We start from the raw sequence: 24,774 nt of genomic DNA, 5'->3' as shown, positions 1-24,774 counted from the left end.
CAGTCGCGTCCGCGATCAGTCGTCCGCAGGTGCAGCGGTACTGCGTTCGACGTCGATATTGCCCTCGTCGAGGTCCCGTTCGACGTTGCGAGCCGCCTGCACCATGTTCTCCATCTTGCCGTAGGCGACCTCGCGCGGGAGCAGCTTCACGCCGCAGTCGGGCGAGACGACGAGTTGTTCCGGCGGGACGACTTCCAGTCCCTTCTTGATGTTTTCTTCCATCTGCTCGACGGATTCGACCTCGGCAACGTGGACGTCGCAGACGCCGAGCGCCAGGTCTTTATCGAACGCGGGGTCCTTGAACACGTCCAGTTGCTCGTAGTCGCCGTTGGCGAGTTCGAGGTCGAACTCGTCGACCGGGAACTCGAGCATCTCGGGGTAGATGCGAGAGTAGTCGCCGTAACAGACGTGGAGGCCGATGCGGACTTCCTCGGGAATGTCGGCGACGATGTGTTCGAGCGCCTCGCCGACGATGGCGTGGTCGTCGGGCGTGGTCGCGAGCGCGGGCTCGTCGATCTGGATGTACCGGGCACCGGCGTCGACGAGCTTCTCGATCTCCTCGTTGACGAGGTCGGCGAGGTCGTAGGCGAGTTCCTCGTCCTCGTCGTAGGCCTCGTTGAACGACCAGCTCGCGAGGGTGTAGGGGCCCGTGATCGGGACCTTCACGGGGCGGTCGGTGGTGCTGGCGGTAAACTCGTACTCGTCGACGAGCCAGTTTTCGTCGTACTCGACCTCGCTGACGACGCTCGGCTTGTCGAAGTAGTTGTGTCCCCAGACCTTGACGGGGCCGTTGAACTCGTAGCCCTCGATGCGGTGGGCGAAGAACTCGACCATCTCGTTGCGCCGCATCTCGCCGTCGACGACGGCGTCGAGTCCGGCGCGTTCGTGTTCGTTCGTGATGAGGCGGGCGGCGTCGTCTTTGGCTTCCTGCCAGTCCTCCTCGTCGAAGTCGCTCTCCTCGTCCTCGTAGAGCTCTTTCGCCCGGTTGAGCCACTTGGGCTTCGGGTAGGAGCCGACGACGGTCGTCAGCAGGAAGTGGTCGTTGTCGTGATCGGGCTGTCGGAACTGATCTTTGTTTTCGTTGGTGCTCATGCTGCTTTCACCTCCGCGAGGTCCGCGGCTTCTCCGAGCGCCTCGAGTTTCTCCTCGAACTTGCCGTAGGGTAGGTAGAACGTCTCCGTGTTCGTGGTCAGGTAGACCGTCTCGAACTCCGTGACGGGAAGCTGATCGTACACCCAGTCGACCCGGTCGCGGATCGCTTCGGGGTCCTCGACGAGCGTGTTCTGCCCGTCGGCGAGCCCCAGCGAGACGCCGTCGGTCGCGCCGTACTCCTGGATGTTGTAGAGGTTGTCGTCCCGGTTCGCGACGAAGTCGAAGCCGACCGCGTCGATATCGGCGTCGAGCAGGTGCGCGTAGACCTTTTCCTCGAGTGCACCCCAGTAGGGCTGGACGACGACGTCGGCGTCGGTCGCGCCCGCGACCCGATCGATCGCCTCGCTGGCGCGCTCTGGTCCGGCGGCAGCAGCCGCCCCGTCGACGCCGTCCTCGGGGGCCGACTCGACGAGCGAGGGTTCGAGCAGGAACAGCGTCTCGTGGGCGGGGAAGGCGTCGACCTCTCCCGCGAGGAAGTCGGCGATCGCGTCGAGGAACGCGGCCTCGTCGCCGTAGTGTTCGTCGGTGGCGAGATCGGCCAGCGAGTACGGGCCGGGGAGGACGGCCTGCAGGTCGTCGCCGTCGGCCAGTTCCGCCGCCGACTCGAGTTCACCGGCGACGTCACCGGAGAAGCCGAGGTCGCCCCGAACGACGGGTTCCCGGTAGAAGTTGTTGTTGTCGTAGTAGCGGACGATTCCGCGCGTTTCGACGGCGTCGTGGACGGCCAGCGGATGGGCGAGCATGTCGTCCCAGCGGAGTTGCCCTTCGACGATCCGATCGAGCCCCGCCTCCTGCTGTACGTCGATCACTTCCTCGCGGGCCGCCTCGTAGGTCGCGGTGATCTCCTCGCCCTCGTCGCCGCTGACGAGATCGTGTTTCTGGTGACCCTTGAGGTTCGAGAGGTCGTCTTTCGCCCAGTCCGGGAGTGGATAGAGCCCCGGCGTGGTCGAGACGTAATCAGTCATTCGTGAGGCGGGCTAGGCTATACCGACGCTTAATATTTTCCATCCCGTCTAATACGCAGTAGTAATTCCTTCAGGACGGTGGCGGCGGTTCCGGTAGTAGTGCACGCGGTACGCCGACCGACGGTCTCGTACGGAAGTGCGAGGAGAACGCTCCGTCCTGAGGCGGGAATGTCAATCGAGCGCCAGTAGCGCGTACGTCTCGTCGTCGACCTCCGCGACGAGGTACAGCGTCCCGTCGTCCAGGACCGGCCCGGGCCCGACCCGACCGGCGAATTCCCGATCGAATCGGAGTGCCGGCCCGCCATCCGGACCGTCGCCGGGCGTCGGATCGAGAGCCCGGAGCCGATCGCCGCCGACGAACAGGGTGTCGCGACCGAACGCCGGCGCGGTGTGCTGCCAGTCGCCGATCTCGTACTCCCAGTATCGGGTTCCGGACCCCGAACTGATGGCCTGGAGCGATCGGCCGTTGACGAAGACGACGCCGTCGGCGAGGGCGATCCCGCGTTGTGCCGAGCCGGTCTCGATCGACCACTGGATGCCATCCGCGGTGTCCGCATCCGCGCCCATCGCCAGCGCGTACGTACTTCCGTTCCAACAGTTGACGTAGACCGTGTCGCTGTCGACGGTCGGGGGAGACATCGGCTCCGCGGGAAGTTGCCACCGCCTCCTGCCGCGGCCGTCGTCGCCGAGGGCGTAGACCATCCCGGCCTCCGTGGCGACGATCCAGGAGTATCCCATAACGATCGCGGCGTGATCGATCACCTGTCCGAAGACGTCCCGTCGCCACTGGACGTCGCCGTTCTCGGGATCGAGCGAGACGACTTGCTCGCCCACCCCACAGATCAGCGCAGACCCGTCGTACGTGGCCGGTGTCGCCACCCGGCCCGGCGTCTCGAACGTGCGCTCCCACAGCGTCTCGCCGCTCTCGGAATCGATCGCGCGAACCGCGTCGCCGATGGAAACGTAGGCGACGCCGTCCCAGAGCAGCGGCGGGGAATCGACGCTGGCGATCGTCCAGCGTTCCTCGCCGTCGTCAGCGTCGAAGACCCGGAGCGTGTCCACGTCGAGGAAGTAGACGCGATCGTCCGCGACGACGGGTTCCTGATAGGCAGAATGTGCGACTTCTACCCGCCAGCGCTCGGTCACTCCGTCGACCGGCGCTTCGCCGTCGGCGACCGCCCGGGTGTGGGCGGCGTTACAGCCGAACGTCGACCACTCGCCGTTCGCGCCGTATACGTGGCCGTCCGGGTCCGGAAGTTCGTCGACGCCCGACTCCGGCGGCTCGTCGGGATCGGGCGTCGTTACCTCTCGCGAGAGTTCCGAACACCCCGCGATCGTCGCGCTCGCGGCACCGACGCTCGTCAGGAGGGCGCGTCGTGACGGAGACATATTCCCGACGTTCCGAGCGAACCGACAAATATCTTCGGACCCGGGTCAGCGCAGCAATTCGAGCACCGTCAGCGTCTCGAACGGGAACGACTCGTCGGCGACGGCGACGGCGCTGAACCCCTCCTCGCCCGCGCGCTCGACCACGTCGTCGACGCCGGTGAGGCTGCTGACGAGCAGGTAGACGACGCCGTCGGGTGCCAGCACGCGGCCGACGGTCGCGAGGAACGGATCGATGACGGCCCGGCCGTCTTCGCCCCCCGAGAGGGCGCGTTCCATCCAGTCGTCCCACTCGTTGTCGGGATCCGTCGGCAGGTAGGGCGGGTTGAACGCCACCGCGTCGAACGACTCGGCCGCGAAGGGTTCGACGAGGTCCGCCCGGACCGTCTCGACGCCCTCGCCGCGGGCCTGCCGGACGGCGCGTGGGTTCAGGTCCGAGGCGATCACGCGGGCGCCGGTTTCCTCGGCGATCCGGCTCGCGACGTAGCCCGATCCGGTGCCGACCTCCAGCACGAGCGCGTCGTCGTCGAGCCGTTCGGAGGCGGTCTCGGCCAGCAGCGCCGAGTCCTCGGCGGGCTGGTACACGTCGCGTTCGAGCCCTCGCCGGTCCTGGAGATCCATCTACTCACCCCCCGATGGTGCCATCTGGCGGCTCTCGGATTCGGGGCCGTCGCCGTCCGTCCTGGACGCGGTGCCGTTGCCTTCCGATGCGGCTTCCCGGGCGTCGATCGCATCCTCCGGGCCGTCCGCGATCCGGAACCCGCCGGTTTCGGCGCGGCCGGAGAGTTCGCGCTGCGGATAGGGGATCTTCACCCCCTCGTCCTCGAAGGCCCGCTTGATCGCGTTGATCGCGGCGGTCCGTGCCCGCCAGTGGCGGCGTGCACTCGGCCTGTCGATCCAGAACCGGACCCCGAGCACCACCGCCGAGTCGCCGAACGTCTTGGCGACGACCCCCGGCGACGGTGCGTCGAGAACCAGATCGATGTCCCCGACCGCGTCCTCGGCGAGCGCTGCGGCCCGATCGACGTCCGTCCCGTAGTCGACGCCGACCTCGACTTCGATGCGGAGCCGTCCCCGTTTCGATCGGTTCGTCACCGTACTCGAGGCGATGACGTCGTTGGGGATCATGATGTACTCGCCGTCGAAGGACTTGAGGCGGGTGTTGACGATCGAAATGTCGGTGACGATCCCCTCCTCGTCCTCGATCTCGATCCAGTCGCCGATCTCGAACGGCCGGGCGAACATCAGGACGAAGCCGGCGAGCATCGTCCCGAGCGTCTGGCGCGCGGCCATACCGACGACGATCCCGAGGAAGCCGGCCCCGACCAGCAGTCCGCCGAGGTCGTCGACCCAGACTCCGAGGATTACGACGAGCGCCACCGACCAGATGATCACCTGCGAGAGGCGGTGCGTGACCTCGCGCTGGTGGTCGGTCACCGCCGCGGCCGAGCCGAGGATCTCCGCGATCACGCGCCGGACGAACCGCGTGACGATGAACGTCGCGACGAGGAGGATGAACGTGACGATCGACCGGGCGATCGCGTTGCTGTCGAGCCCGTAGTTCTGGTAGGTGGTCTGCAGGGTCTCGGTCTGGCCCCAGACGCCGACGACGACGCCGAGACTCACGACGCAGCCCGCGGTGAGCACGGCCATCGTGACGATGTCGCTGTACAGCGGCCGCGTGCGCTCGTTGAGCCACGCCTGCAGCCAGCGGGAAAAGAGCAACACGGCTACCAGGAACCCGACGGCCGCGAAGGTCACCGCGAGCCGGAGGGGTTGCGAATCGATGGTCTCCGACAGCCAGTCGAGCCCCGTCAGGACGACGGTCATGAATCTGTGTGATCTGTCGATCGATTCGTTCGTGCAGCTTTGAGTATCCGTCGGTCAGGGCCGGTCGGGGTCGATCAGTTGACAGGTGCGATCACGCCGTCGGCTCACCGACCTCGATCGCCAGCGTGGCCAGCGCCGCGAACTCGGCGGGAGCCATCGCGTCCGGTCGTTTCTGCAGCAGTTCGTCGTCCGCCGCGTCGACGACCGCGTCGGGATCGTCGAGTCCCGTGATGTGGGCCGTGTTCCGGATGCCGTTCCGGACCGTCTTCCGGCGCTGGGTGAACAGCGCCTTGACGAACCGCAGGAAGAACTCCTCGTCGCCGATCTCGTAGTCCGGGTCGCGCGGGATCAGTCTGACCACCGCGCTCTCGACCGCCGGCGGCGGCGAGAACGCCTCCTTCGGCACCGTCTCGACGAGTTCCGGTGCCGCGTAGTGCTGCGTCGAGACCGAGAGCCGCCCGTACTCGGCGGTTCCGGGATCGGCGACCATCCGCTCGGCGAACTCTCGCTGGAACATCAGGACGAGCGGCCGCCCTTCGGGGAGCAGTCGAAAGGTAATCTCGCTCGAGACGCCGTAGGGCAGGTTCGACACCGACGCGGTGAACGCGGGGAGGTCGACCTCGAGGGCGTCGCCCTCGATCACCGTCAGCCGTCCCGCGTCGATCGCGTCGGCGAACTCTTCCCGCAGGAAGGCCGCGAGATCACGATCGCGCTCGACGACGGTGACCTCGTCGGCGACCGCGAGCAGCCGATCGGTCAGCGCGCCAGTCCCGCCGCCGATCTCGAGGACGTGGCTCGCGTCGGCGTCGATCGCCTCGAGATAGGTCGGCAGTCGATCGAGGACGCGATCGTCGACGAGGAAGTGCTGATCGCGGTCGGGATCGCCGCGCACGCCCGCCCGGGCGATCAGTCCGTCTGGATCTCTCATTGCCGGCGCTTGGGACGGAACGGGTGTAAACGCACCGTCTTCGACGTCGGCGGTGCGATCGTCTGCGACGCCGGCCGAGTATCTATCAAAATGATTGCTGCTATCGGGGCTATACTGTGTCGTCGGTTCATGAACTGTACCGTCGTTCACTACCGGTCCGAGAGACGATTAGCAGAACCGTTGGCTGGCGCCCCCTTCTTATTGCGTCTGTTCGCGCCGCCCGACGAACGTCTGGTACTTCAGATCGTCGTCGCGCAGTTCCTCCAGGATGCGTTCGACGAGGATCTCGTCGGGATCGTGCAGCCCCGAGACCCGATCGGTGAGGTCCTCGAAGTTCTCGAAGCGCTTGCGCTTGCGCTCGTCGAGGATGCTGTTCCGGAGCTTCTTCCCGATTCCCGGCAGGAGGTTCAACTGGTGGAGTCGCAGCGTGATCGGCTGGGCGTCGTTGTAGAAGTCGACGAACCGCTCCTCGTTCTCCTCGACGAGGTCGGCGACGACGTACTCCAGTTCCGACTGGGCACCCGAGGAGAGGTCCGCGTACTCGACGCGGTGGGCCTCGGTGACGACGTCGCGCTCCTCGGGCGGTTCGACCACGACCTCGCTGCCGATCGTCAGCCGTTCGTCCTCGTCGAACGCAACCTGATAGAGTCGGAAGTCCTCGACCCCCAGCGCGTACCCTGCCGGTGACTTCTCGTACTGCGGACGGCCGTCGTCCGACAGTCCGTGTGCGAGGTAGTCCAACACGACCGCACGCCGAACGTCCATCTCGTCGCTGTCGGCTTCGCTCATTAGTTGTCGATACGGTGACGGCGTACTTAAAGAGTCGGCCCGCTCTCAACGGAGACCGGCGCCTCTCGTTTTCGACGTTCGACTGCCGCCCGGCGCCGTGGTCGATCAGAACTGTACGAGAGCGAATCCGAGGCCGACGACCGAGACGACCCCGAGTATCGCCGTTACCAGGAGTGCGAGGCGTCGCGTTCCGAGCAGCCACGCGAGCCCTGCTTTGACGAGGGTGTTCGCGATCGCCCCGATGACGATCCCCGTCGTCGCTACCTGCTGGGAGATCGCTCCCTCCGCCGCGAGTCTGCTCAACGTGATCGAGATCGCGTCGACGTCGGCGAGCCCCGAGAGAAACGCCGTCACGTAGACGCCGGACGCACCGACCCACGAGTGTGCGGACTCGGACACCAGCAAGACCCCGGCGAAGACGACCCCGAAGAATAGCGCGGGTCGCAACCGGAACGGGTTTTCGACGTCGGTCTCGATCGCGGACTCCGGGGTAGACCGCCAGTAGACGAGGCCGGCCACGAGGGTGCCAGTCACCGTCATCGCACCAAGTGGAACCGCGACGTGGGGGAGCAACGCCGGATTGACGACCGCGATTTCGACTGCCGCCCGTGGAAACATCACGATCGACGCGATGACCGTCGAGAACGCACAGATTCGATAGAGCGAGGGGGCGTCCGTCGATCGTTCGGCCATCGAAACCGTCGTCGCAGTCGAGGAAACGAACCCGCCGAGAACCCCGGTTAACGCGATGCCGCGCTCGGCACCGACGGTCCGGCTCAGGACGTAGGCGACGAAACTCAACCCGGTGACGAAGACGACCATGAGCCAGACAAACCGCGGATTGAGCCCGAACAGGACAGCGAGTTCGCGATCGGGGAGCAGCGGGAGGACGACCAACACGACGAGAACGAATTTGACCGAGGCCCGTCGTTCGCTCTCGTCGATCCGATCGACGAATCCGTGAATCGTCCCCTTGGCGGAGAGGAGGGCCGTGACGACGCCGCCCGCGATGATCGAGAGCACCATTCCACGGTGTGAGTGGGTCGCCAGCGCTCCGAGGACGACGGTGAGGAGTGCGGCGGTCAGGGTCGTCAACCCGAGATCACCTTCCGTCATGATCTTTCCGCCGTACGCCACGGTCAGCGGAAGGGCGAGAGCGATCAGTGCGACGGGAAGCAGGTCCGGAAAGAACGCCTGAACGAGCGCCCCGAAGATGGCGAACAACGGGAACGTGCGACTGCCTGCGAACGTCCCGCCGGATTCGCTTCGTTCCCGCTCCAGTCCGATGAGTGCCCCGATACCGAACGCCACAGCGATACGCGAGACGAGCACTAACAGTGGCTCGGTAGTCGGGTCGACCATTCGTTCGTCCTTTCGCTCCCGCTTCAGTCAAACTATCGGACCGATCCTCCGGTCCGAAGACTCCAGTTCGAGTGCCCGGGTCACTCCGACGACGCGGCGTACTTCTACATCGTCTCTGATGACGATCGGATTCAGATCGAAACGGTAGCCCGAAATTCGGCGTTACGCAGTGCGGCCCGTTCGCCGATATTTCCCTCGAATACTGACCACTACCGACGTCTCCGGTTCTCGACCCGTTCGATCACGGTGGAGCGGTACCTGCAGACGGGCCAGCGATCGTAGAACCAGCGGCTCCGAACGAGGTCGCTCTTAGCGATACTGCGCGACGATGTTGAGAATCTCGTCGAGTTCGTCCCCTGACAGCGAGTACCGTTGCTGTGCGTACACCGATCGAAGTTCGTCCCGGTCGCGCGGCAGGAGGTTCCCGATCTTGTACGCCGTCGGTTCGTCGACCTTCTCGAGTTCCTGCAGGTCGTCGACCAGCGCCTGTGCCTCCTCGGGTTCGAGCGTGGTGAACCGGTTGACGTGTTCGATCGCTCGTGCGAGTTCGTAGCGCAGCTCGCGGTCCTCGTCCAGTGCGCGTTCGGCTTCGATGTCGGCGAGCAGCTCCTTCGTTTCCGAGACCGTCAGGAACTCCTCGTCGACGATCTCTTTGAAGATCGTCATGGGTCCTGGCTCAGACGTCGACCTGGTCCTGGTCCTGGGCACGCAGGTGGGCAGCGGTCACGATGAGCGTCTTGGCCTTGCCGCGGTCGTTGATCTCGATCTTGAACGCCTTCCCCTGTTTCCCGACGACCTCGCCGGTGTGACCGTCGAAACGCGGGTGGAAGCGGCCGTCCGGGACGCTCGGGTCGATCTTCAGGTGGACCTTCTGTCCGACGTCGTACTCCTGGATCGCTCGCTGCGGCGGCGATCCCCCGCGGTCTCGGGGATCGTTGGAAAGTTTGTTCCGGGTTCCCTGACGAGGGCCATTAGATTTCGGCATAGTCGTACGCCCCTCTTACTTGGTGATGGTTATAAAACGCACGTTCCGCCGTCGTCGCGGTCGGGAACCGGGACGCCCCGGATCCGATCGCCAATCGCTGACGGGCGAGGCGATCGGCTTCCCTGCTATTCCGGGCCCGGCATTGCCCCGTCGAGTCGACGACCCCGTCGAAGCGTCGACGCGCGGAGTTCGGTGATACCCGTCACGAGAAGCACCCCGCCGACGCCGGCAAGGACGACCGTCGCGATCGGCGGCGAGACGACGCCGATGAGGTACCGTCCGACGAGCGCTCCGGCGAGGAACCCGAGGTTAACTCCGGTGACGCTCCCGATCGCCCAGCCCCGACCGACCGGTGCGTACAGGCCGCCGATCGCGACGGTCTCGCCGATCGCGTGCACCGTCAGGACCGCCAAGCCGACCAGGCCGAGCGCGGCGCTCGCGACGTAGACCCCCGCGACAAGGACGCCTTCGACCGATCGGTGGAGCGCGATCGCGCCGAACGCGGCGTCGGCACAGCCGTCGTGCGGCGAGACGCCCCGGGCGCGACCGGCCCACGCGACCGTGCCGCCCAGGAGTCCGCCGCCGATCGCGACGGCCGCGTACTGACCGACGACCGACAGCAGCGCCAGGAGTCCGAGGAGGATCAGCAGGACCGACGTCACGATCCGGGTCGCCGCGCCGTCACCGTGCTCGTGGTCGCGATCCGGATCGGAGGCGGGATCGCAAGCGAGTTTCGACCGGAAGCCTCGCACCGCTCCGAGGCCGATCGCGACGCTGAGCAGGGTCGAAAGGCCGATCGCCGCGAGGAACGGCACCGTGGCTCCGTGGCCCTGTGCGCTCGCTCCCGTCTCGTGGGCACTGGCGACGGCCGGCCCGATCGAGAGGGCGACGAGTGCGATGGCTATCGCGACGACGGTCGTCCGGGGCGGGCGAATTCGTTCGAGGCGGGCTGTTCGGTGCACGTCACATCCAGATGTCGCTGGTGCAGTCGCCCTCGGGCCACCGGATCTCGTGGGCACGAGCGGGCCCGTCGGGGAGCTCGCCGAAGTCGACGAGGAAGTCCTCGTCGAGCCTCATCGTCCCCTTGCGGGGATCGACGTCGACTTTCAGCATGACCGAGCCCTCCTCGCCCTCCGCGGGGAAGAACTGGTTGTCCCAGGTCGAGTACAGCGACGTCGTGAAGTAGAGGCGCTCGCCGTCCAGCGAGAGCTGGAGCATCTGCGGGCCGGCGTTGATCGTCCGCCCGTTCACCTCCTGGCGATCGCTGAAGAGGCCGCCGACGGAGACCGTGTCGACCAGTCGTGGGTTCGTCCGGTCGGAGATGTCGTACATGCGGACCTCCCCGTGGAGCCAGTTCGAGAAGAACAGGTACTGATCGTCCATCGAGATCACGACGTCGGTGATGAGGCCGGGGACCGGCATGTCCCAGTCCTCGTGCTCGCGCGGTTCGACGTCGATAACCTTGCTTGCCTGCCATTCCCCGTCCTCCTTGTACAGGTGGAACATGTTCGACGAGAGCGCAGCGCCGACGTAGGCGTGGTCGGAGTCAGGGCTGTGCAGGAACCGCACCTCGAGCGGGACCATCCCTTCTTCGCCGAGATCGATCGTCTGCTCCACCGTCCGGTCTTCCCAGTTCCAGAAGTGGAGCTTCTGGCCGTACTTTCCGGCTTCGACGTCCTCGAGATCGAATCCCGGCTGGTAGGTCGCGGGTGCAGCCCACTCGCTCGAGACCATCACGTTCCGGCGCGGCTGGTACCAGAAGTCGTAGTTCATCTCGATGTCGCCGGGCGTGTCCCAGCGACCCTCGACCTCGAAGTCCGAATCGAGGAGGAGGAAGCCCCCCGGGAGGTCGCCGTCCGCGTTCCCGAGCATGCTGATCATGATCTTCTCGTCCGGGATGCAGTGGACGGTGTGGGGCGCCGAGAGGTCGTGTTCGAATACCTCCTCGGGTTCGATCACCTTCACGAGTTCGGGGTTCTCGCGGTCGTCGGTGTCGACGATGTGGATCCGGGACGATCGGTTGCCGGGAACGACGAGGTACCGCCGCTGTGCGCCCTCGACGTGGCAGGACGAGGAACAGGCGTTCCAGCCGAAGTGGTGGAGTTCGTCGCCCTGGACCGGCATCTCGATCCGATCGATGATCTCGCAGTACGTCTCCGAGTCGGGGTCGAGGTCGACGACCGTCAGCATGTCGCGGGCGTCGAGGTCCGTCCCGACGTAGAGGGCCGACACGTACCCGATGGTCTCGCGGGCCGCCTGCTCGATGGCGGCTTGCGGCGTTGCATAGCCCACGTCGCTGGCATGGTGCTCGTGTTCGCCGTGGGCGTGGCTGTGGTGTTCTGAGCTAGAGCCCATACGGTACGATACGCGGCTGGACTACATAAATAAATATTATAGAAACACATTTGCAAACCTTCAGTCCTGTTTTCTACGGACCCGTCCCCCGGAGTAAAGGGCGGGTCGATACTCGGTGAGCGACCCCTTGCGGCAGAGTCGTCAGTATAACTTACCTCCGCCGCCTCGGCCCGCGTATGGACGACGACCAGTTCCGGATCGAGACTCGATCGATCCACGCCGGCCAGGAGCCCGACGAGGAGACGGGGGCGCTGATGACACCGATCTTCGCCAACTCGACGTACGAACAGGACGCCCCCGGCGACCACCGCGGCTACGAGTACTCGCGGACGGGGAACCCGACCCGGACCGACCTCGAGGAGAACCTCGCGAGCCTCGAGAACGCCGACCACGGCCGCTGTTTCTCGAGCGGCATGGCGTCGATCAACACCGTCCTCAACCTGCTCGAGGCGGGTGACCACGTGGTGACGGGCACCGACGTCTACGGCGGCACCCATCGCATCTTCACACAGGTGTACGAGGACTACGACCTCGAGTTCTCGTTCGTCGACATGACCGACCTCGACGAGATCGAGTCGGCGTTCAGGCCGGAGACGGAACTGCTCTGGCTCGAGACGCCCACCAATCCGCTCATGTCGATCGTCGACATCGAGGGCGCGGCCGAACTCGCCCACGCGAACGACGCGCTCTGTGCGATCGACAACACGTTCGCGACGCCGTACCTCCAGCGACCGCTCGATCTCGGGGCCGACGTCGTCTCGCACTCGCTGACCAAGTACCTCGGCGGTCACTCCGACGTCGTCGGCGGCGCGCTGCTGACGAACGACGCGGATCTGGACGAGCGGTTCGGCTTCTACCAGAACTCCGTCGGCGCGACGCCCGGCCCGTTCGAGTCGTTCCTCGTGCTCCGGGGGACCAAGACGCTGCCCGTCCGCATGGACCGCCACTGCGAGAACGCCCGCGGCATCGCCGACTGGCTCGACGACCACCCCGACGTCGATCGGGTCTACTATCCGGGCCTCGATTCACATCCCGGCCACGAGATCGCCCGCGAGCAGATGGACGACTTCGGCGGCATGCTGAGTTTCGAACTCGACGCGAGTCTCGAGGAGGCGAGCGCGGTCGTCTCGAACACCGAGGTCTTCACGCTGGCAGAGAGTCTCGGCGGCGTGGAGAGTCTGATCGAACAGCCCGCGCCGATGACTCACGCCGCGATCCCGCGCGAGGAGCGTCTCGAGGCCGGTCTGACGGATAGCCTCATTCGGGTGAGCGTCGGCATCGAGCACGTCGACGACCTGATCGCCGACCTCGACGCCGCGATCGAGCGCGCGCTCGGGTAGTCACCGTCGGGGACGGACGCGATCGGCCCGGAACGAACCGGTGGTTCGACGTTCGAGGTCCCCTCCGGCGTCTCGAGCGGTGATCCGACTCACAGCAGGCCGTCGCTCTCGACGTGATAGACCAGGATTCGCTCGAAGGCCGCGAGATAGGCGTCCACGTCGACGGAGTCGAGGTCGGCGTCGAGCGTCACCGCCTCGTCGTACTCGTCCTGCCAGCGCGCGAGGAACTGGGCGTCGATATCGCTGTCCCTGACCGCCTCGATCACCGGGTCGACGGTCTCCGGGGCGGGTGACGACTGAACGGCTCGAAGCTGATCGACTGAGACAATGCCGGCCTCGAGCGCGCGGATGACGACCCCCGAGATGGGGTCTCCCTCGGTGAGTTCTCGCTCCCAGGTAACGAGCCAGTTGCAGATCCGGGCCATCCGCTCCGTGTGCCGAACCAGTCGCCGTAGCGCCCCGAGTTCGCTCGCGTCGAACGACGGCGCGTTCACGAGGTCGAGGTCCGCGTAGACGAAGACCATCATGTTGTGGACGTCGTGCCGCCAGAGGTCCCGCTCCGAGACGAGTTCGAGGTGTGACCCGGCCAGTCTCGCGTACTCGATCGCTTGCAGGACCTGTCGCAGGTCGAACTGCAGGACGTCGCCGAATTCCCCGAGGCGGGGGCTGTCCTCGATCGTCGTCGAGAACTCCGTCCAGACGGTCCGGAGAAATCGAATCGCTTCGGCATCGACGCCGCGCCGGTCCGGATCGGCACGACAGTAGTCGAACGGGATCTTGATCGCCTCTTCGAACGTGGCCCGATCGCCGCGTTTCTCGGCGATGTCGTCGACGACGGTGACGAACAGCGACGAGAGCAGTTTCGCGTCCTGGGCGCGCTCGGCGTGGTCGTCGGCGACGCACGAGAGCGTGAACTGCGGGAAGAGATGGGTGAGCCACCGCCAGAGGTACGGATCCCTGTTCCCGATGGCGTCGTCGTACTCTTCGAGCAGTGGGACGATCGATTCGGGGAGGTCCTGCTGGCGAACTGCGGCAACCGGTTCGTCTCGTCCGGCGGGTTCTGATTGGAGGTGTTCGCTCGTCACGTACGAAACTCTTCGTATATAATATTATTAAAACTATCGAAGGAAAATAGTGGCGCAATACAGGCCGAACTGGAGCGGCCGGGGAGGACGAGACGGTGATAGCGGTCCTGAAGGCGCAGTAGCGACTGACGTCGACGAGTGTGTGAATCGGCGCACCCCGACGGGAGCGCCCCCAGAAGCGGATTCCGATCGAGAGCGTTCAGTTCACCGAAATTGCGTAGTAGTCGGTGTATTTGACGAAGTCACACCGTCGCAATCCGTCGATGGTATCGTCGTCGACGTCGACGTGGTCGTTCCGGCGACCATCGTCGGTGAGGATCGGGAACTGTTCTTTCGCCGCTTCGCTCAACTCGTCGTAGTGACAGACGGTGGAGTCCTCCGAAACGTCGTCGACCGGTTCCAGTGTGACGTTCTGACTCATGGGACGGTGCCTCGTGGTTGCGGCTGGAAGATATTCAATTTTGTCCCGGATAGTCGACGAATGTACACAGCGAGGGCGTTGTAACCCGTTTGAATTGAACGAACGATGGCTCCGGCTGGATCGACGATCGACCGTCCGCTGCACGCCGGTCCGGACCCGCGACCGTTCGGTGACGAGGCTCGGCGAACGACTCGGAAGAGAACCCAAGCCTTTCTCGGTCCCCGACGAACGGTGTCGTATGCACGACCACGACGAAGCTGGCGTTCACGCACTGCCGATCGACGTCGAGTACGGCGGTCGCCAACTGACGATCACGCCGTCCGTCGTCGAGACCGATCGCGGGCTAGTGTTGATCGACGTCGGACCGCAGCGTGCAGTGGATTCGCTCGAGGTCCACCTGCAGAATCTCGGATACGCGCTCACGGACGTCTGGCTGATCGTCTGCACACACCACGACGGCGACCACGTCGGCGGGCTGACGGCGGTGCTCGATCGCGTCGACGCAGTCGTCGCGACCCATCGCGACGAGGCACCGTACGTCAGGGGCGATCGGGAACCGATCAAGGGCGACGGCGACCGGTACGAACCGGTCGAGGTGGACATCGAACTCGCGGACGGAGTCCGAATTCCGACGCTCGCGGGACCGATGGAGGTCGTCGCGACCCCCGGGCACACGCCGGGGCACGTCTCGCTCTCGTTCCCCGAGGACGGGTTGCTGATCGCCGGTGACGCGCTCGTCGCCGACGGGGCCGCTCCGCTCGAGGGACCGAAACCCGAGTTCACGGCGGACCTGAGCCGTGCCACGGAATCCGTCGGTCGACTCGCCGAACGCGACGTCGAACACACGCTGTGCTATCACGGCGGCTACGTCGACGCGGGGAGCGAACGAATCGAGGAAATTCACGAGAATCTCCGGAGTTGAGGCCTCCCGCGATCGCTGGCGTCATCCCCAGCCTCGTCGTATACTTCCTCAGTTTCGTCACCTACTCCTGGACGACGTGGCCATCGAGATAGTTCCGGATCTTGTCGTTCGTCGCCTGCGTCCGCTTGCAGAACGTGACGACCCGGTCCCCGTCCTCGCGCCGATCGGCCTCGACCTCGATCCGGAGTCCCTGTCCCCGGAGATGCTCGAAGAGGACGTCGATCGTCTCCGCGCTGGCCCGGACGGTGTGACGTTCACCGACCGTCTCGCCCGCTTCCACGGTCTCGATGCTGTCGCGCATCGAGAGGAGGATCGCCTCGCCCAGTTCGTGTGCGCGGTCCGTGGCTTCGTCCGCGGACTCGTCCCACTCGATCGTCTGGAACGCCTCGCGGATGAGCCGGCGGAACATGAACGCCTGCCCGTAATCGAACGGAAGCGAGAAGGCGTATGCGAGGTCCCCCCGGTTCGCGGCCGACGTCGTGTACTTCAATTGCTCGGTGCCGTCGGGTGATTTCATCACGACGCCCTCCCGGTCCTCGGCGTCGAGTTCGCGGACGAGCCGACCGACCTCGCCGGCCGCGTCGTCGACGTCGTAGCTGCCGAAGTACCGCGTCTGTGGGATATCGAATCGGTCGTACCGCTCCCGCCGTTCGTCGACCGGAAGCGGATCGCCGGACTGTCGATCGCGCCAGTCGAACGCCCGGAACGCCAGCGAGTCGACGTCGGGGTAGTCGTGTACGGTGTAGGGGTTCTCCGGGCCGATCATCTCGCCACAGACCATCGCCTCCGGATACGCGTCGAAGAGCGGTTCGAGATCGACGAGGCGATCGACGAACCTGGTCGTGAACGGACAGACCATGCCGCTCCGCGAGAACGCGAGGACGTCGCCGTCGATCCGGGCGAACCGGACGTTGTAGCCGTTCAATTTCTCCTCGACGACGACCTCGTCGTCGAACCAGTTCGGGATCCCCGTCTCGAGGACGAGCGTGCGCGGGATCTTGGGAAATCCCCGGACGACCTCGCCCGCGATCAACGCGGTGCCGCGCTCGACGCCGCGACGGTAGTCCGGAACGTGACGGTACTCGACCCCGTCGTAGCGTCGATCCTCCATGTGCTCCGTGAGCGAGTCGAACGCCGATTTCCCGATCCCGAGCTGTTTGTGGTACTCGGTATCACTCATCGACCGGAGATACACCGCGCCGACGGAAGAATCACGCCCCGACCGGCGCGGGTCCGCAGATCCGTGATCCGGCATCCCGATCGGCGAAGCGGAATTCTCATCGGCGTCGAGTGTCTACTCGTCCGCATGCAGATCGAACTCCGCGTCTGCCAGCACTGTCTCGACGGGGACCACGGCAACGAGAAGCGGACGCAGGTGATCAACGACATGGTCGACTGCGCCGAGCGGATCAAGGAGTACAAGGAGGTCATCGACCTCGACGCAGTTCACATCCGGAAAGTCCGGGAGGACGAGCCCGGAAAACCGGCCTCGCTGCCCGTCGTCTCCGCGTCGATCCAGGAGAACCAGGTCGTCCTGAACGACCTCCAGCTCGTGACGGAAGGCCAGGACGGCAACATGCTCATCTACGTCGATCCGCAGGACATCCTGACGGTGCTCGCCGGCAACGTGGACGAGATCAGCAAGGCCGTTCCCGGCGACGTGACCGTCGACCTCTCCCCGACCGGGGCCGAGATGATCTCCGAGGCCGATCTCGGCGCGAAAGGGCCCCAGACGGACGACCCGTAACGAGCCGCCGTCGATCGCTGCTACCCTGGCCGCCCGAGACCTACTTATTTCCCGGTTCGGCCCCTATCGTCGATCATGTCCAGCGAGGCGTTCAAACAGCGGTTCGTCCTCGACACGTCGCTGTTTATCACCGAGGAGATCCGGGCGGACGACGAGTCGATCGAGGACGCCGTGTGCCGACTGCTCGAGTTGATCGCGAACGCCCGCCTCAACCTCGGTATCTCCTGTTACGTGCCGCCGACGATCCACGACGAGTTGACGACGATGCTTGCCGACCGGGGCATCAGCGACGAGACGTTCGCGCTGCTCAACACGTGGGTCATCCGCAAACACCCCGATCGGTACGAGATTTCGATCCCCGCGAACGTCGTCTACACGTTCGTCGACGAGATGAGCGATCGGGTCAACCGCGGCCTGCGCGTCTCGGAGGAGGCGGTCCGGCGCGCCGAACGAAGCGCCGACGAACCGCTCGACGAGCACGAGCACAAGACCGAAGTCGACGCCGTGATCTCGGACCTGCGGGACAAGTACCGCGGCGCGATGCGCACCGGTGTGCTCGACTCCCGCGAGGACTTCGACCTCCTGATCCTCGCCCGAGAACTCGACGCGGGCGTCGTCACCGAGGACAAGGGCATCATCGACTGGACCGAGGACTTCGGCCTGCGCTACCTCCGCGGCCGGGAGTTCCCAGACCTGCTGGAGCAGTATCTCGCGGCCGTCGATCCCGAATCGAAGCGATCGATCGACTAGAAGGGTGTGACCGCCGTCCCGGTCTCGGCCCCGGGTCTGATTACGACGAGTAATCGTACGAAATGGTGATACGTGTTTTCTGAAGACGGATTTCGATCGAAACCGCCGCTGACTCCGGATTTCGACTACTGTATCATGACCAGTATTAATACTCGCGCCTGTACCCCACACGAGGACGAGGGGATGGTCGGGAGCGTCGTGGTCGGCCGACCGGACCCCGCCGACCAGCCCGGGCTGACCGCGCCGGACGACGACCTCCCCGCGGAAGCCGTCGAACAGCTCGAACGGTTCAACGACGAGGTTCGTGCGGTCCTCGAGAACGGGGAGCAGTCCCACGAGCACGACGGCGGTCACGACGACGACGGAAACGACCACGACCACTGATCGCGCCTGCTCACCGGTCGCGATCGGTCCCGCGAACGCGGTTCGATCGGCCTCGCGAACGCGGTTCGATAGACTCCGTGGAAACGAACTGACGCGAGCGCCGCCGCTCGCGGAACTGTTCGAAGTCGGCGAAAAAGGGCTCCCGCTAGATCCGGCCGACGTTCTCGACGCCGACGCTCTCGACGCCCTCGACGTCCGTGAAGTTCTCCTCGACGGTCTCCGTGCCGCCAGCGCCGTCCGGGACGATCACGGTCGGGTAGAGTGCGACGAGGCCGAACGCGACCTCCTCACGTTCGACGCCGTTGATCTTGGCACCCTCGGGGAGGGCACTCTCGAGGCGTTCCTGGAGTGCGTCCAGGTCGATTTCGGGGCTGTCCGGCATGACCTTGATTTTGGCAGCTACTTTTCCCATCGTTCGAACACCTTACGGGCCGGTGAATCCGCAGTCGGGGCACTCGTAGAGGTTGCTCTGCTTGCGGCACTTGGCACAGCGGTAGATCTGGTGCCCGCAGTCGGGACACTTGAACGCGGCGGCGTTCGTGCCAGCGATGTTGATCCCGCAGGAGACACAGGAACGCGTCTCGCGGTCGTCCGTCGTACTCATACCCACCTCTTCCCGCCCGCCGTTTTTAAACTACTCGATAGCAGAATTCGGTGGACCACCACGGCCACGGGTGGCAGCGATCGGACCTCGGTGGGGTCGATCGCGACCTACTGCAGGGCCCGCGGGGCGTCGAAACCAGGGAGCAGAAGTCGCCCGGGAACTCGGAAGCAGAAATTGCCCAGTGACTCGGAAGCAGACGTCAACCAGTAACCCGGGAGCAGACGTCAGCCAGTAACCCGGAGTAGCGGTAGCGCCGACTTCACGGGCCCGCCAGCGTTTTCTGAGCCAGAAAATACGCGTCCGGATACTTTACGGTCCGGCCGAAATGGCGAACCGAGGTTCGGTGGTGGAACGCCCGTCCGGACCTCTGCCTCTGACTTCGTGCCGTACTCGATACGTACAGAACGTCCGATCGAGCGCCGATCGAGCGGTTCGCTTCGATCGCTGGCTCGCTCACGTGTCGATGCACATAGCGTTCTCGAAGGCGAATCAGGAGAGGCAAATCCGGAGTCTGGTCTCGGGCGCGGACGCCGGCCGGAACTCAACATTCAAACCCGGGCCGCTCCTACAGCCAGTGAATGCGCCTCGACGACTACATCGAGGAACTCGAACCGGACGAGGAGGCCGAGCGACGGCGTCTCGCGAAGGAGAAGTCGTACGCGATCACGGACCACCTCGCGGAGTTCGAGCAACGGTTCGACGACGCGGTCAGCGGCGACACGCTCGTCGGGTCGACCGCACCCTCGATCTTCGTCGGGCGATCGAACTACCCCAACATTCCCGTGGGACTGCTCTCACCCGTCGGCGACGAGGCGGCGGCCGAGGAGTACGTCACCGACGGGGAGTGGTACCGGCAGGGGTACGCGATCGACGACGTCTTGCAGCGCCGAACTGGGCTTTTGAACTCGAACAAACGCGCGAACGTCGACTCGCCGAGCATCGCGAGCAGACTGACGCCGTCGGTTCACGACGCCTGGAACGGCTTCGTCGGCGTCCAGCGCGAGGTCGCGATCGCCGATCGGCCGGTCGATCTGGAGATCGGCCTCGACGACGCGCCGGATCTCGGCCTCGACGCGGGGACCGACGTCGCGACGCCCCGCGGTCCACGGGCGAACGCCCGGAACGCCGAGTTGCGGGAGAACCCGCACGTCCCCAGACCCGTCAAGAAGACCTTAGAGGACGACGACTGGCAGGCCCAGGGTGCGATGACCTACCTCTACCGGCGCGGCTTCGACGTCTACGAGATCAACTCGATCCTCTCGGCCGGTGCGCTCGGCGAGACCGACCAGCGCCGCCTCGTGCCGACGCGGTGGTCGATCACCGCCGTCGACGACACGATCGGGCAGTTCCTTCGCGGGCGCATCCGGACCGAGTCGAGCATCGACGAGGTCCAGGTCTGGGCCAACGAGTACATGGGGAACCGCTACTGGGTCGTTCTCGCGCCCGGTAACTGGGAGTTCGAACTCGTCGAGATGAAAGCGCCCGGCAGTATCTGGAACCCCGATCCGGGCGACGACGTCTGGCTCGCGAGCGCGAGCGAAGGATACGAGGGCCGATCGAGCTACGTCGAGGAAACCGCCGGCGCGTACTACGCCGCCCGACTCGGCGTCCTCGAGTACCTCGCGTCGATCGGCCGACAGGCGAAGTGTCTGGTGTTGCGGGAGGTGAGCGACGACTACTGGGCACCGGTCGGCGTCTGGCAGGTTCGCGAGAGCGTGCGCAACGCGTTCGAGGGCGAGTACGGCGAGGCCGAGACGTTCCACGGAGCGGTAGCGGAGGTCGCGACGCAGTTGCCGGTCTCCTATCAGCGACTCCAGCGCAAGTCCGAACTCGCGGCGGCGGTCCAGTCAAATCTCTCGGCGTTCTCGAGGGACGGGTAGCCCGCCGGGGTCGGGATCGACGATCGGATTCGGATCAGTGTGTGAACACTTTTGGTGACGCGTGCTCGAACGCCAGTATGGTTCCGCTCGTTCCCCTCTTCGTTCCGGGTGCGCCCGGTGGTCCCGAACTCCTGATCCTCCTGTTCGTTCTGCTTTTCGTCCTCGTTCCGGTCGTCGGTATCGGAGCCGTGATCTGGATTCTGACTCGCGGCGGCGACGACGGCACCGGAGCGCCTGCACCGGCCGACGGCGACGTCGCCGCACTCGAACGACGGGTGACGTCCCTCGAACGTCGCATCGAACACCTCGAGGCCGATCGCGACCGCGACGAGGACTGATCGAGGAGCGGCCGGCCGGCGTCTCCGGGCGTCGACGTAGCCCGCTGCGTCGGGACCTCGATACGGGCGGCGTCTTCGATCCCCGGTGCCTAAGCCGGTCGAACCCGTTTGCGGTCGTATGTGGCCCGCGCTGGTCAGTTCCGAGTTCCTCGCGGTACTAGCGATGCTCGTCCTCCTCGTCGGGGTCCCGATCTTCGTCGTCGCCGCCCTCGCGATCGTCTCCGGGGTCCTCCAGTCCGACATCGATCGGCGAATCGCGGAGCGGACAGACGCGGACGACGACGATCCCGAGACGATCGAGGATCGCGGCTGAGGCGACCTACTCGGAGACTGCGGCTGCGTTCTCCCCGTCCGGATCAGACGTCCTGCTCTCGGTGTCCGGTACCGGTGTCGCCGTTGGCTCGACCTGTGGATCGCCACTCGCAAGGGCCGTCTTGTTGAAGACGTTGAGCCCGGCCTTGAACACGGCGAGAACGACCGGACCGAGGAACAGCCCCATGATGCCGAGCAGGTAGATCCCGCCGATGACGCCGACGAGGACGACGGCACGGTGGAGACCCGTTCCGTGATCGACGAAAACCGCCCGCAGGTAGTTGTCGACGATCGACAGGACGGTCAGCCCGTACGCCAGCAGCACCAGCCCGGCGACCAACTCGTCCGCGGTCACGAGATAGACGACGGCAGGGGCCCAGACGAGCCAGATCCCGATCGCCGGCAAGAACGAGACGACGATCATGACGACCGTCCACAGCGCGACGTTTGGCACGCCGAGCAGGTAGAATCCGAACCCGCCGAGGAGGCCCTCGACCACCGCGACGAGGACGTGACTCTGGATCACGGCCCGGGTCACGGTCTCGACCTCCGTGAACAACTCGTCGCGAATGTCGTTCTCGAGCGGGATGACGTCGGCGAGCCAGGCGACGAACGTGGCCCCGTCGAGGAGCAGGTAGTAGAGGACGAACACGAGGACCAGCAGGCCGACGCTCATCCGGATGCTGGCGTTCAGGAGGCCGACGATCTCGCGGAGGACCGTTTCGACGGCGCTCGCGACCGAGCCCTCGATTTCGGCGATGACCTGCTCGCGTACCACGCCGAACGCCTCGTCGTCGACGCCGATCTGGAGTGCCACCTCCCTGAGCGATTCGATGACGACCGTGTCGTCGAACCCGTCGAGATACGAAATCGTCGTCTGGAGAATGACGATCGAAACGTAGAGGGTCGGAACCACCGCAGCCACGACCGCGAAACCGGTGATGACGAACGCCGACGGGCGCGAGCCGATACGCGCTCGAAGTCGCTCGTGGGCGGGATAGAGCACGAACGCGAGGAGGCAGGCGGCCATCACGTACTGCAACAGCGGGGCGATCATCAGGATCGTGATGGCCCCCAGGGCGACGAGCAGGAGGGCGAAAAATGTCGTTCGAATGTCCATATTCCGATCTCGCCCCTCACGTACGTAAACGTTGACATTTCGGCGTGCTAACCGGAGGCGAGTGTCGACCCCGGGCATCCCGAGTTCCCGTTCGGAGTCCGTCGCCTGTCACCGGTGTGGGGCGCGACCGGCGGATCAGGCCACCGGCGACGTCGACTCGAGTCCGACCTCGGCGAACCGGTCCGCGAGCAGCGGGACTCGATCGAGGACTTCGTCGGGCCGGTGGGCGTCGGTGCCGGGGACGAACTGAACGTCACGGTCGCGAAGGACCTCGAGAAACTCCGGCGCGGGGTGGTACTTCCCGTACTCCACGGTCACCGTCCCGGCGTTGATCTCCGGCACCGTCGACGACTCGACGAGGGCGTCGGCGACGCGCTCGTAGTGCTCGGTGCCCGCGTAGCCGCGCAGTTCCGGCGTTCGCTCGATCGCGTCGACGTGGCCGAGGACGTCGAACGCGTCGAACTCGAGGAGAGCGACGATCTTGTGGTAGTAGTCGTCGACGAGCGTCCGGCGTTCGGCCTCGGTGCAGTCGGCGAAGGACGATCGGTCGAAGATGCACTCGCCGTCGAGTTCGTGAACGCTACCGATGGTGTAATCGAACCCGGCCTCGTCGACGAACGTCTCGAGTTCGGGTTCGTCCCGAGGATCGTAGTCGAGTTCGACGCCGTCGTAGATCGAGACGTCGGCCGCCGCTCGTAACCGGTCTAGCGCGTCTCGTCGTCGCTCGTACGTCAGATCGAGGTTGAACCCGAGTTCTCGCTTGGCCTGCATCGGCACCGATCGGGCCGAGACGTTGCAGTGATCGGTGATCCCGACGGCGTCGAGTCCCGCGCGTTCGGCTGCCGCGACCATCTCGGGGAGAGATTGTCCATCGGAGTAGTTCGAGTGGACGTGAAAGTCCGCGTGCAGTGTCACCGGTTCCCGGTACGCCGTCGGCCGTCCTAAAAGGCGGGGTAGCAGTGGCAACAGGTGCGAACGCCGATCGCGGGTCCCGATCCTCGCGGGCCGTCAGTCCGTGACCTCGGTCTCGACCGAATCGAGTTTTGCGAAGGTCTCTTCGGTGAGTTCGCCGGTGGTATCGATGATATCCGCCCACGCCTCGTTGTCCGGCGCGATGCCGAGCAGGCGGGCGATTTTCATGATCGAGACGTGGTAGACCCGCTGGCGGCCAGGCTCTTCCTCCCAGACGATCACGTTACACGGGAAGAGTCCGCCCATGCGCATCGTCTCGTCGAGCGCTCTGTCGGCGATTGCGGGGTTACAGGCCCCGAGAACGTAGTACGGGTCCCGATCGGCGTCGACTTTCTCGTTCAGCAACTCCGAGGGCGAGAACTCGACGGGGATGCCGAAACCGACGTCGAGACACACCTCGCGGACGTGTTCTATCGCCTCCTCGTGGTCCATCTCGAGGACCGCCTGTTTCTCGCCGTACTCGTCGGGATCGATCGCCGCCGGGTCGATGGGAAGGCTCATACGTGACACATCGGGCGGGGGGTGCATAACAGTGGCTGTGGGACGGGCCCGGAGTTCGGGGGTGGTGCCGAGTTTCGACCGATCGGTCGACGCCGGTCGGTCGTTCTCCCGACCGATTCGAGCTAGACGTTGACGACGATCGTCTCCCCGATGAGGTCGCCCAGGCGCTGGTTCTCTTCCGTCGCCAGAATGAGAACGATGGCGACGATGACCGATAGAAACGCGCCGCCGCCGAGCACCTTCGTGATATTGCGGAGCACCGCCTCCGCGCCCGTGCAGCCGCGTCCGTCGGTGCGGACGACGCGAATCCTCACCAGCATCTTCCCGGGCGTCTGTCCCCACTTCGCTTCCGACCCGGCGTAATACACGGTCGACAGGAACAGGCCGAACAGCGCGGCCAGCCCCTCGATTCCCCGTGCGCTCTCTGGCCCGCCGCTCGTCACGAGAAGCGGGATCAGCACGACGATCGCGATGACGAAAAGCGCGATGCCGTCGACGAACCACGCGATCCCGCGTTCGAGCAATCCAGCGTAGTCGTGGCGTCCGATGTTCCGCCGACTCATTTCGGTATTTCGACTGGTTAATCCAGACGTAAAATACCTATTGATTCCGTACGTTATCGGCCAGAATCCGAACTGGCCCTCGA

At 65.4% G+C, this 24,774-nt stretch carries 29 protein-coding genes; 8 read left to right on the top strand and 21 right to left on the bottom strand.

From position 1 onward, the window contains the following. Positions 1–15: 15 nt before the first annotated feature. From MUG98_RS14115 to MUG98_RS14060, 12 genes are all read right to left on the bottom strand, one after another. Positions 16–1,092 (bottom strand): methionine synthase, encoded by a 1,077-nt coding sequence (locus MUG98_RS14115; RefSeq protein ID WP_265108083.1) that lies wholly within the window; start codon positions 1,090–1,092, stop codon positions 16–18. Then, on the bottom strand, positions 1,089–2,117 hold the full coding sequence (locus tag MUG98_RS14110; protein ID WP_265108082.1) for a 5-methyltetrahydropteroyltriglutamate--homocysteine methyltransferase: 1,029 nt from the start codon (positions 2,115–2,117) through the stop codon (positions 1,089–1,091). The genes MUG98_RS14115 and MUG98_RS14110 overlap by 4 nt, the downstream gene beginning before the upstream one ends. A 171-nt stretch (positions 2,118–2,288) precedes the next feature. Continuing rightward, a complete protein-coding gene (locus MUG98_RS14105; RefSeq protein WP_265108081.1) occupies positions 2,289–3,506 on the bottom strand; it encodes an outer membrane protein assembly factor BamB family protein in 1,218 nt (405 codons plus the stop codon). Between the two features lie 45 nt (positions 3,507–3,551). After that, complete coding sequence (locus MUG98_RS14100) at positions 3,552–4,124, bottom strand: HemK2/MTQ2 family protein methyltransferase (RefSeq protein ID WP_265108080.1); 573 nt, start codon at positions 4,122–4,124, stop codon at positions 3,552–3,554. Then, complete coding sequence (locus MUG98_RS14095) at positions 4,125–5,333, bottom strand: mechanosensitive ion channel family protein (protein ID WP_265108079.1); 1,209 nt, start codon at positions 5,331–5,333, stop codon at positions 4,125–4,127. It lies immediately after the preceding gene. A gap of 91 nt (positions 5,334–5,424) precedes the next feature. After that, positions 5,425–6,261, bottom strand: coding sequence for a 16S ribosomal RNA methyltransferase A (locus MUG98_RS14090; protein WP_265108078.1), 837 nt, complete (start codon positions 6,259–6,261; stop codon positions 5,425–5,427). A 198-nt stretch (positions 6,262–6,459) separates the two neighbouring features. Continuing rightward, positions 6,460–7,050 (bottom strand): DUF655 domain-containing protein, encoded by a 591-nt coding sequence (locus MUG98_RS14085; RefSeq protein ID WP_265108077.1) that lies wholly within the window; start codon positions 7,048–7,050, stop codon positions 6,460–6,462. A gap of 105 nt (positions 7,051–7,155) precedes the next feature. Next, a complete protein-coding gene (locus MUG98_RS14080; protein WP_265108076.1) occupies positions 7,156–8,412 on the bottom strand; it encodes an MgtC/SapB family protein in 1,257 nt (418 codons plus the stop codon). Positions 8,413–8,721: 309 nt separating this feature from the next. After that, a complete protein-coding gene (locus MUG98_RS14075) occupies positions 8,722–9,078 on the bottom strand; it encodes an RNA polymerase Rpb4 family protein (protein WP_265108075.1) in 357 nt (118 codons plus the stop codon). Between the two features lie 10 nt (positions 9,079–9,088). Further along, positions 9,089–9,397, bottom strand: a complete 309-nt coding sequence (locus tag MUG98_RS14070; RefSeq protein ID WP_265108074.1) for a 50S ribosomal protein L21e — start codon at positions 9,395–9,397, stop codon at positions 9,089–9,091. 125 nt (positions 9,398–9,522) lie between these two features. Next, on the bottom strand, positions 9,523–10,359 hold the full coding sequence (locus tag MUG98_RS14065) for a hypothetical protein (protein ID WP_265108073.1): 837 nt from the start codon (positions 10,357–10,359) through the stop codon (positions 9,523–9,525). Between the two features lies 1 nt (position 10,360). Continuing rightward, positions 10,361–11,752 carry a selenium-binding family protein gene (locus MUG98_RS14060; protein ID WP_265108072.1) on the bottom strand — a complete coding sequence of 464 codons (1,392 nt, stop codon included), beginning with the start codon at positions 11,750–11,752 and terminating at the stop codon, positions 10,361–10,363. A gap of 176 nt (positions 11,753–11,928) precedes the next feature. Here MUG98_RS14060 and MUG98_RS14055 point away from each other — a divergent pair, with 176 nt between their 5' ends. Continuing rightward, positions 11,929–13,092: a cystathionine gamma-synthase gene (locus MUG98_RS14055; protein ID WP_265108071.1), complete on the top strand. Its 1,164-nt coding sequence runs from the start codon at positions 11,929–11,931 to the stop codon at positions 13,090–13,092. An 89-nt stretch (positions 13,093–13,181) separates the two neighbouring features. On the opposite strand, the gene MUG98_RS14050 is transcribed toward MUG98_RS14055, so the two are convergent. Beyond that, positions 13,182–14,177: a hypothetical protein gene (locus MUG98_RS14050; RefSeq protein ID WP_265108070.1), complete on the bottom strand. Its 996-nt coding sequence runs from the start codon at positions 14,175–14,177 to the stop codon at positions 13,182–13,184. 199 nt (positions 14,178–14,376) lie between these two features. Then, complete coding sequence (locus MUG98_RS14045) at positions 14,377–14,598, bottom strand: DUF7979 domain-containing protein (RefSeq protein WP_265108069.1); 222 nt, start codon at positions 14,596–14,598, stop codon at positions 14,377–14,379. A 238-nt stretch (positions 14,599–14,836) separates the two neighbouring features. Here MUG98_RS14045 and MUG98_RS14040 point away from each other — a divergent pair, with 238 nt between their 5' ends. Next, the gene (locus MUG98_RS14040) at positions 14,837–15,520 is read left to right on the top strand and encodes an MBL fold metallo-hydrolase (RefSeq protein ID WP_265108068.1); all 684 of its coding nucleotides are present in this window, start codon (positions 14,837–14,839) and stop codon (positions 15,518–15,520) included. Between the two features lie 61 nt (positions 15,521–15,581). On the opposite strand, the gene MUG98_RS14035 is transcribed toward MUG98_RS14040, so the two are convergent. Then, entirely contained in the window at positions 15,582–16,700 is a 1,119-nt protein-coding gene (locus MUG98_RS14035) for an RNA ligase (RefSeq protein WP_265108067.1), read from the bottom strand. Between the two features lie 126 nt (positions 16,701–16,826). On the opposite strand from MUG98_RS14035, the gene MUG98_RS14030 reads away from it, so the two are divergent. From MUG98_RS14030 to MUG98_RS14020, 3 genes are all read left to right on the top strand, one after another. Next, positions 16,827–17,267, top strand: coding sequence for a hypothetical protein (locus tag MUG98_RS14030; protein ID WP_265108066.1), 441 nt, complete (start codon positions 16,827–16,829; stop codon positions 17,265–17,267). Positions 17,268–17,342: 75 nt separating this feature from the next. After that, positions 17,343–18,017 carry an RNA ligase partner protein gene (locus tag MUG98_RS14025; RefSeq protein WP_265108065.1) on the top strand — a complete coding sequence of 225 codons (675 nt, stop codon included), beginning with the start codon at positions 17,343–17,345 and terminating at the stop codon, positions 18,015–18,017. Positions 18,018–18,152: 135 nt separating this feature from the next. Next, complete coding sequence (locus MUG98_RS14020) at positions 18,153–18,401, top strand: hypothetical protein (RefSeq protein WP_265108064.1); 249 nt, start codon at positions 18,153–18,155, stop codon at positions 18,399–18,401. Positions 18,402–18,546: 145 nt separating this feature from the next. Here MUG98_RS14020 and MUG98_RS14015 read toward each other — a convergent pair whose 3' ends face one another. Continuing rightward, positions 18,547–18,813: an elongation factor 1-beta gene (locus MUG98_RS14015; RefSeq protein ID WP_265108063.1), complete on the bottom strand. Its 267-nt coding sequence runs from the start codon at positions 18,811–18,813 to the stop codon at positions 18,547–18,549. A 12-nt stretch (positions 18,814–18,825) separates the two neighbouring features. Then, entirely contained in the window at positions 18,826–19,005 is a 180-nt protein-coding gene (locus tag MUG98_RS14010; protein ID WP_265108062.1) for an HVO_2753 family zinc finger protein, read from the bottom strand. Between the two features lie 578 nt (positions 19,006–19,583). Here MUG98_RS14010 and nreA point away from each other — a divergent pair. From nreA to MUG98_RS13995, 3 genes are all read left to right on the top strand, one after another. Then, the gene (nreA, locus tag MUG98_RS14005) at positions 19,584–20,885 is read left to right on the top strand and encodes a DNA repair protein NreA (RefSeq protein ID WP_265108061.1); all 1,302 of its coding nucleotides are present in this window, start codon (positions 19,584–19,586) and stop codon (positions 20,883–20,885) included. 77 nt (positions 20,886–20,962) lie between these two features. Further along, on the top strand, positions 20,963–21,223 hold the full coding sequence (locus MUG98_RS14000; RefSeq protein ID WP_265108060.1) for a hypothetical protein: 261 nt from the start codon (positions 20,963–20,965) through the stop codon (positions 21,221–21,223). Positions 21,224–21,341: 118 nt separating this feature from the next. After that, entirely contained in the window at positions 21,342–21,536 is a 195-nt protein-coding gene (locus MUG98_RS13995) for a hypothetical protein (RefSeq protein WP_265108059.1), read from the top strand. A gap of 6 nt (positions 21,537–21,542) precedes the next feature. Here MUG98_RS13995 and MUG98_RS13990 read toward each other — a convergent pair whose 3' ends face one another. The 4 genes from MUG98_RS13990 to MUG98_RS13975 all read right to left on the bottom strand — a co-directional run bounded on the left by MUG98_RS13990 (position 21,543) and on the right by MUG98_RS13975 (position 24,691). Beyond that, positions 21,543–22,655, bottom strand: coding sequence for an AI-2E family transporter (locus MUG98_RS13990; protein ID WP_265108058.1), 1,113 nt, complete (start codon positions 22,653–22,655; stop codon positions 21,543–21,545). Between the two features lie 135 nt (positions 22,656–22,790). Beyond that, positions 22,791–23,564: a PHP domain-containing protein gene (locus MUG98_RS13985; RefSeq protein ID WP_265112462.1), complete on the bottom strand. Its 774-nt coding sequence runs from the start codon at positions 23,562–23,564 to the stop codon at positions 22,791–22,793. 99 nt (positions 23,565–23,663) lie between these two features. After that, positions 23,664–24,128: a DUF302 domain-containing protein gene (locus tag MUG98_RS13980; RefSeq protein ID WP_265108057.1), complete on the bottom strand. Its 465-nt coding sequence runs from the start codon at positions 24,126–24,128 to the stop codon at positions 23,664–23,666. 122 nt (positions 24,129–24,250) lie between these two features. Next, entirely contained in the window at positions 24,251–24,691 is a 441-nt protein-coding gene (locus MUG98_RS13975; RefSeq protein WP_265108056.1) for an RDD family protein, read from the bottom strand. Between the last annotated feature and the right edge of the window lie 83 nt (positions 24,692–24,774).

It is taken from the genome of Halosolutus halophilus (assembly GCF_022869805.1).
GTDB lineage: Archaea > Halobacteriota > Halobacteria > Halobacteriales > Natrialbaceae > Halosolutus > Halosolutus halophilus.
Note: the sequence above shows the minus strand (reverse complement) of the source record. Positions and strands in the feature narration are given on the sequence as shown.

Excerpts from the sequence above, each read along its gene's own strand:
- MUG98_RS14100 (WP_265108080.1), bottom strand. The coding sequence starts at position 4,124 with ATGGATCTCCAGGACCGGCGAGGGCTCGAACGCGACGTGTACCAGCCC.
- MUG98_RS14055 (WP_265108071.1), top strand. The coding sequence starts at position 11,929 with ATGGACGACGACCAGTTCCGGATCGAGACTCGATCGATCCACGCCGGC.
- MUG98_RS14045 (WP_265108069.1), bottom strand. The coding sequence starts at position 14,598 with ATGAGTCAGAACGTCACACTGGAACCGGTCGACGACGTTTCGGAGGAC.
- MUG98_RS13995 (WP_265108059.1), top strand. The coding sequence starts at position 21,342 with ATGTGGCCCGCGCTGGTCAGTTCCGAGTTCCTCGCGGTACTAGCGATG.
- MUG98_RS14075 (WP_265108075.1), bottom strand. The coding sequence starts at position 9,078 with ATGACGATCTTCAAAGAGATCGTCGACGAGGAGTTCCTGACGGTCTCG.
- MUG98_RS13980 (WP_265108057.1), bottom strand. The coding sequence starts at position 24,128 with ATGAGCCTTCCCATCGACCCGGCGGCGATCGATCCCGACGAGTACGGC.
- MUG98_RS14070 (WP_265108074.1), bottom strand. The coding sequence starts at position 9,397 with ATGCCGAAATCTAATGGCCCTCGTCAGGGAACCCGGAACAAACTTTCC.
- MUG98_RS14010 (WP_265108062.1), bottom strand. The coding sequence starts at position 19,005 with ATGAGTACGACGGACGACCGCGAGACGCGTTCCTGTGTCTCCTGCGGG.
- MUG98_RS14105 (WP_265108081.1), bottom strand. The coding sequence starts at position 3,506 with ATGTCTCCGTCACGACGCGCCCTCCTGACGAGCGTCGGTGCCGCGAGC.
- MUG98_RS13990 (WP_265108058.1), bottom strand. The coding sequence starts at position 22,655 with ATGGACATTCGAACGACATTTTTCGCCCTCCTGCTCGTCGCCCTGGGG.
- MUG98_RS14030 (WP_265108066.1), top strand. The coding sequence starts at position 16,827 with ATGCAGATCGAACTCCGCGTCTGCCAGCACTGTCTCGACGGGGACCAC.
- MUG98_RS13975 (WP_265108056.1), bottom strand. The coding sequence starts at position 24,691 with ATGAGTCGGCGGAACATCGGACGCCACGACTACGCTGGATTGCTCGAA.
- MUG98_RS14040 (WP_265108068.1), top strand. The coding sequence starts at position 14,837 with ATGCACGACCACGACGAAGCTGGCGTTCACGCACTGCCGATCGACGTC.
- MUG98_RS14000 (WP_265108060.1), top strand. The coding sequence starts at position 20,963 with ATGGTTCCGCTCGTTCCCCTCTTCGTTCCGGGTGCGCCCGGTGGTCCC.
- nreA (WP_265108061.1), top strand. The coding sequence starts at position 19,584 with ATGCGCCTCGACGACTACATCGAGGAACTCGAACCGGACGAGGAGGCC.
- MUG98_RS14020 (WP_265108064.1), top strand. The coding sequence starts at position 18,153 with ATGACCAGTATTAATACTCGCGCCTGTACCCCACACGAGGACGAGGGG.
- MUG98_RS14025 (WP_265108065.1), top strand. The coding sequence starts at position 17,343 with ATGTCCAGCGAGGCGTTCAAACAGCGGTTCGTCCTCGACACGTCGCTG.
- MUG98_RS14095 (WP_265108079.1), bottom strand. The coding sequence starts at position 5,333 with ATGACCGTCGTCCTGACGGGGCTCGACTGGCTGTCGGAGACCATCGAT.
- MUG98_RS14110 (WP_265108082.1), bottom strand. The coding sequence starts at position 2,117 with ATGACTGATTACGTCTCGACCACGCCGGGGCTCTATCCACTCCCGGAC.
- MUG98_RS14085 (WP_265108077.1), bottom strand. The coding sequence starts at position 7,050 with ATGAGCGAAGCCGACAGCGACGAGATGGACGTTCGGCGTGCGGTCGTG.
- MUG98_RS14060 (WP_265108072.1), bottom strand. The coding sequence starts at position 11,752 with ATGGGCTCTAGCTCAGAACACCACAGCCACGCCCACGGCGAACACGAG.
- MUG98_RS14090 (WP_265108078.1), bottom strand. The coding sequence starts at position 6,261 with ATGAGAGATCCAGACGGACTGATCGCCCGGGCGGGCGTGCGCGGCGAT.
- MUG98_RS14015 (WP_265108063.1), bottom strand. The coding sequence starts at position 18,813 with ATGGGAAAAGTAGCTGCCAAAATCAAGGTCATGCCGGACAGCCCCGAA.
- MUG98_RS14115 (WP_265108083.1), bottom strand. The coding sequence starts at position 1,092 with ATGAGCACCAACGAAAACAAAGATCAGTTCCGACAGCCCGATCACGAC.
- MUG98_RS14035 (WP_265108067.1), bottom strand. The coding sequence starts at position 16,700 with ATGAGTGATACCGAGTACCACAAACAGCTCGGGATCGGGAAATCGGCG.
- MUG98_RS14080 (WP_265108076.1), bottom strand. The coding sequence starts at position 8,412 with ATGGTCGACCCGACTACCGAGCCACTGTTAGTGCTCGTCTCGCGTATC.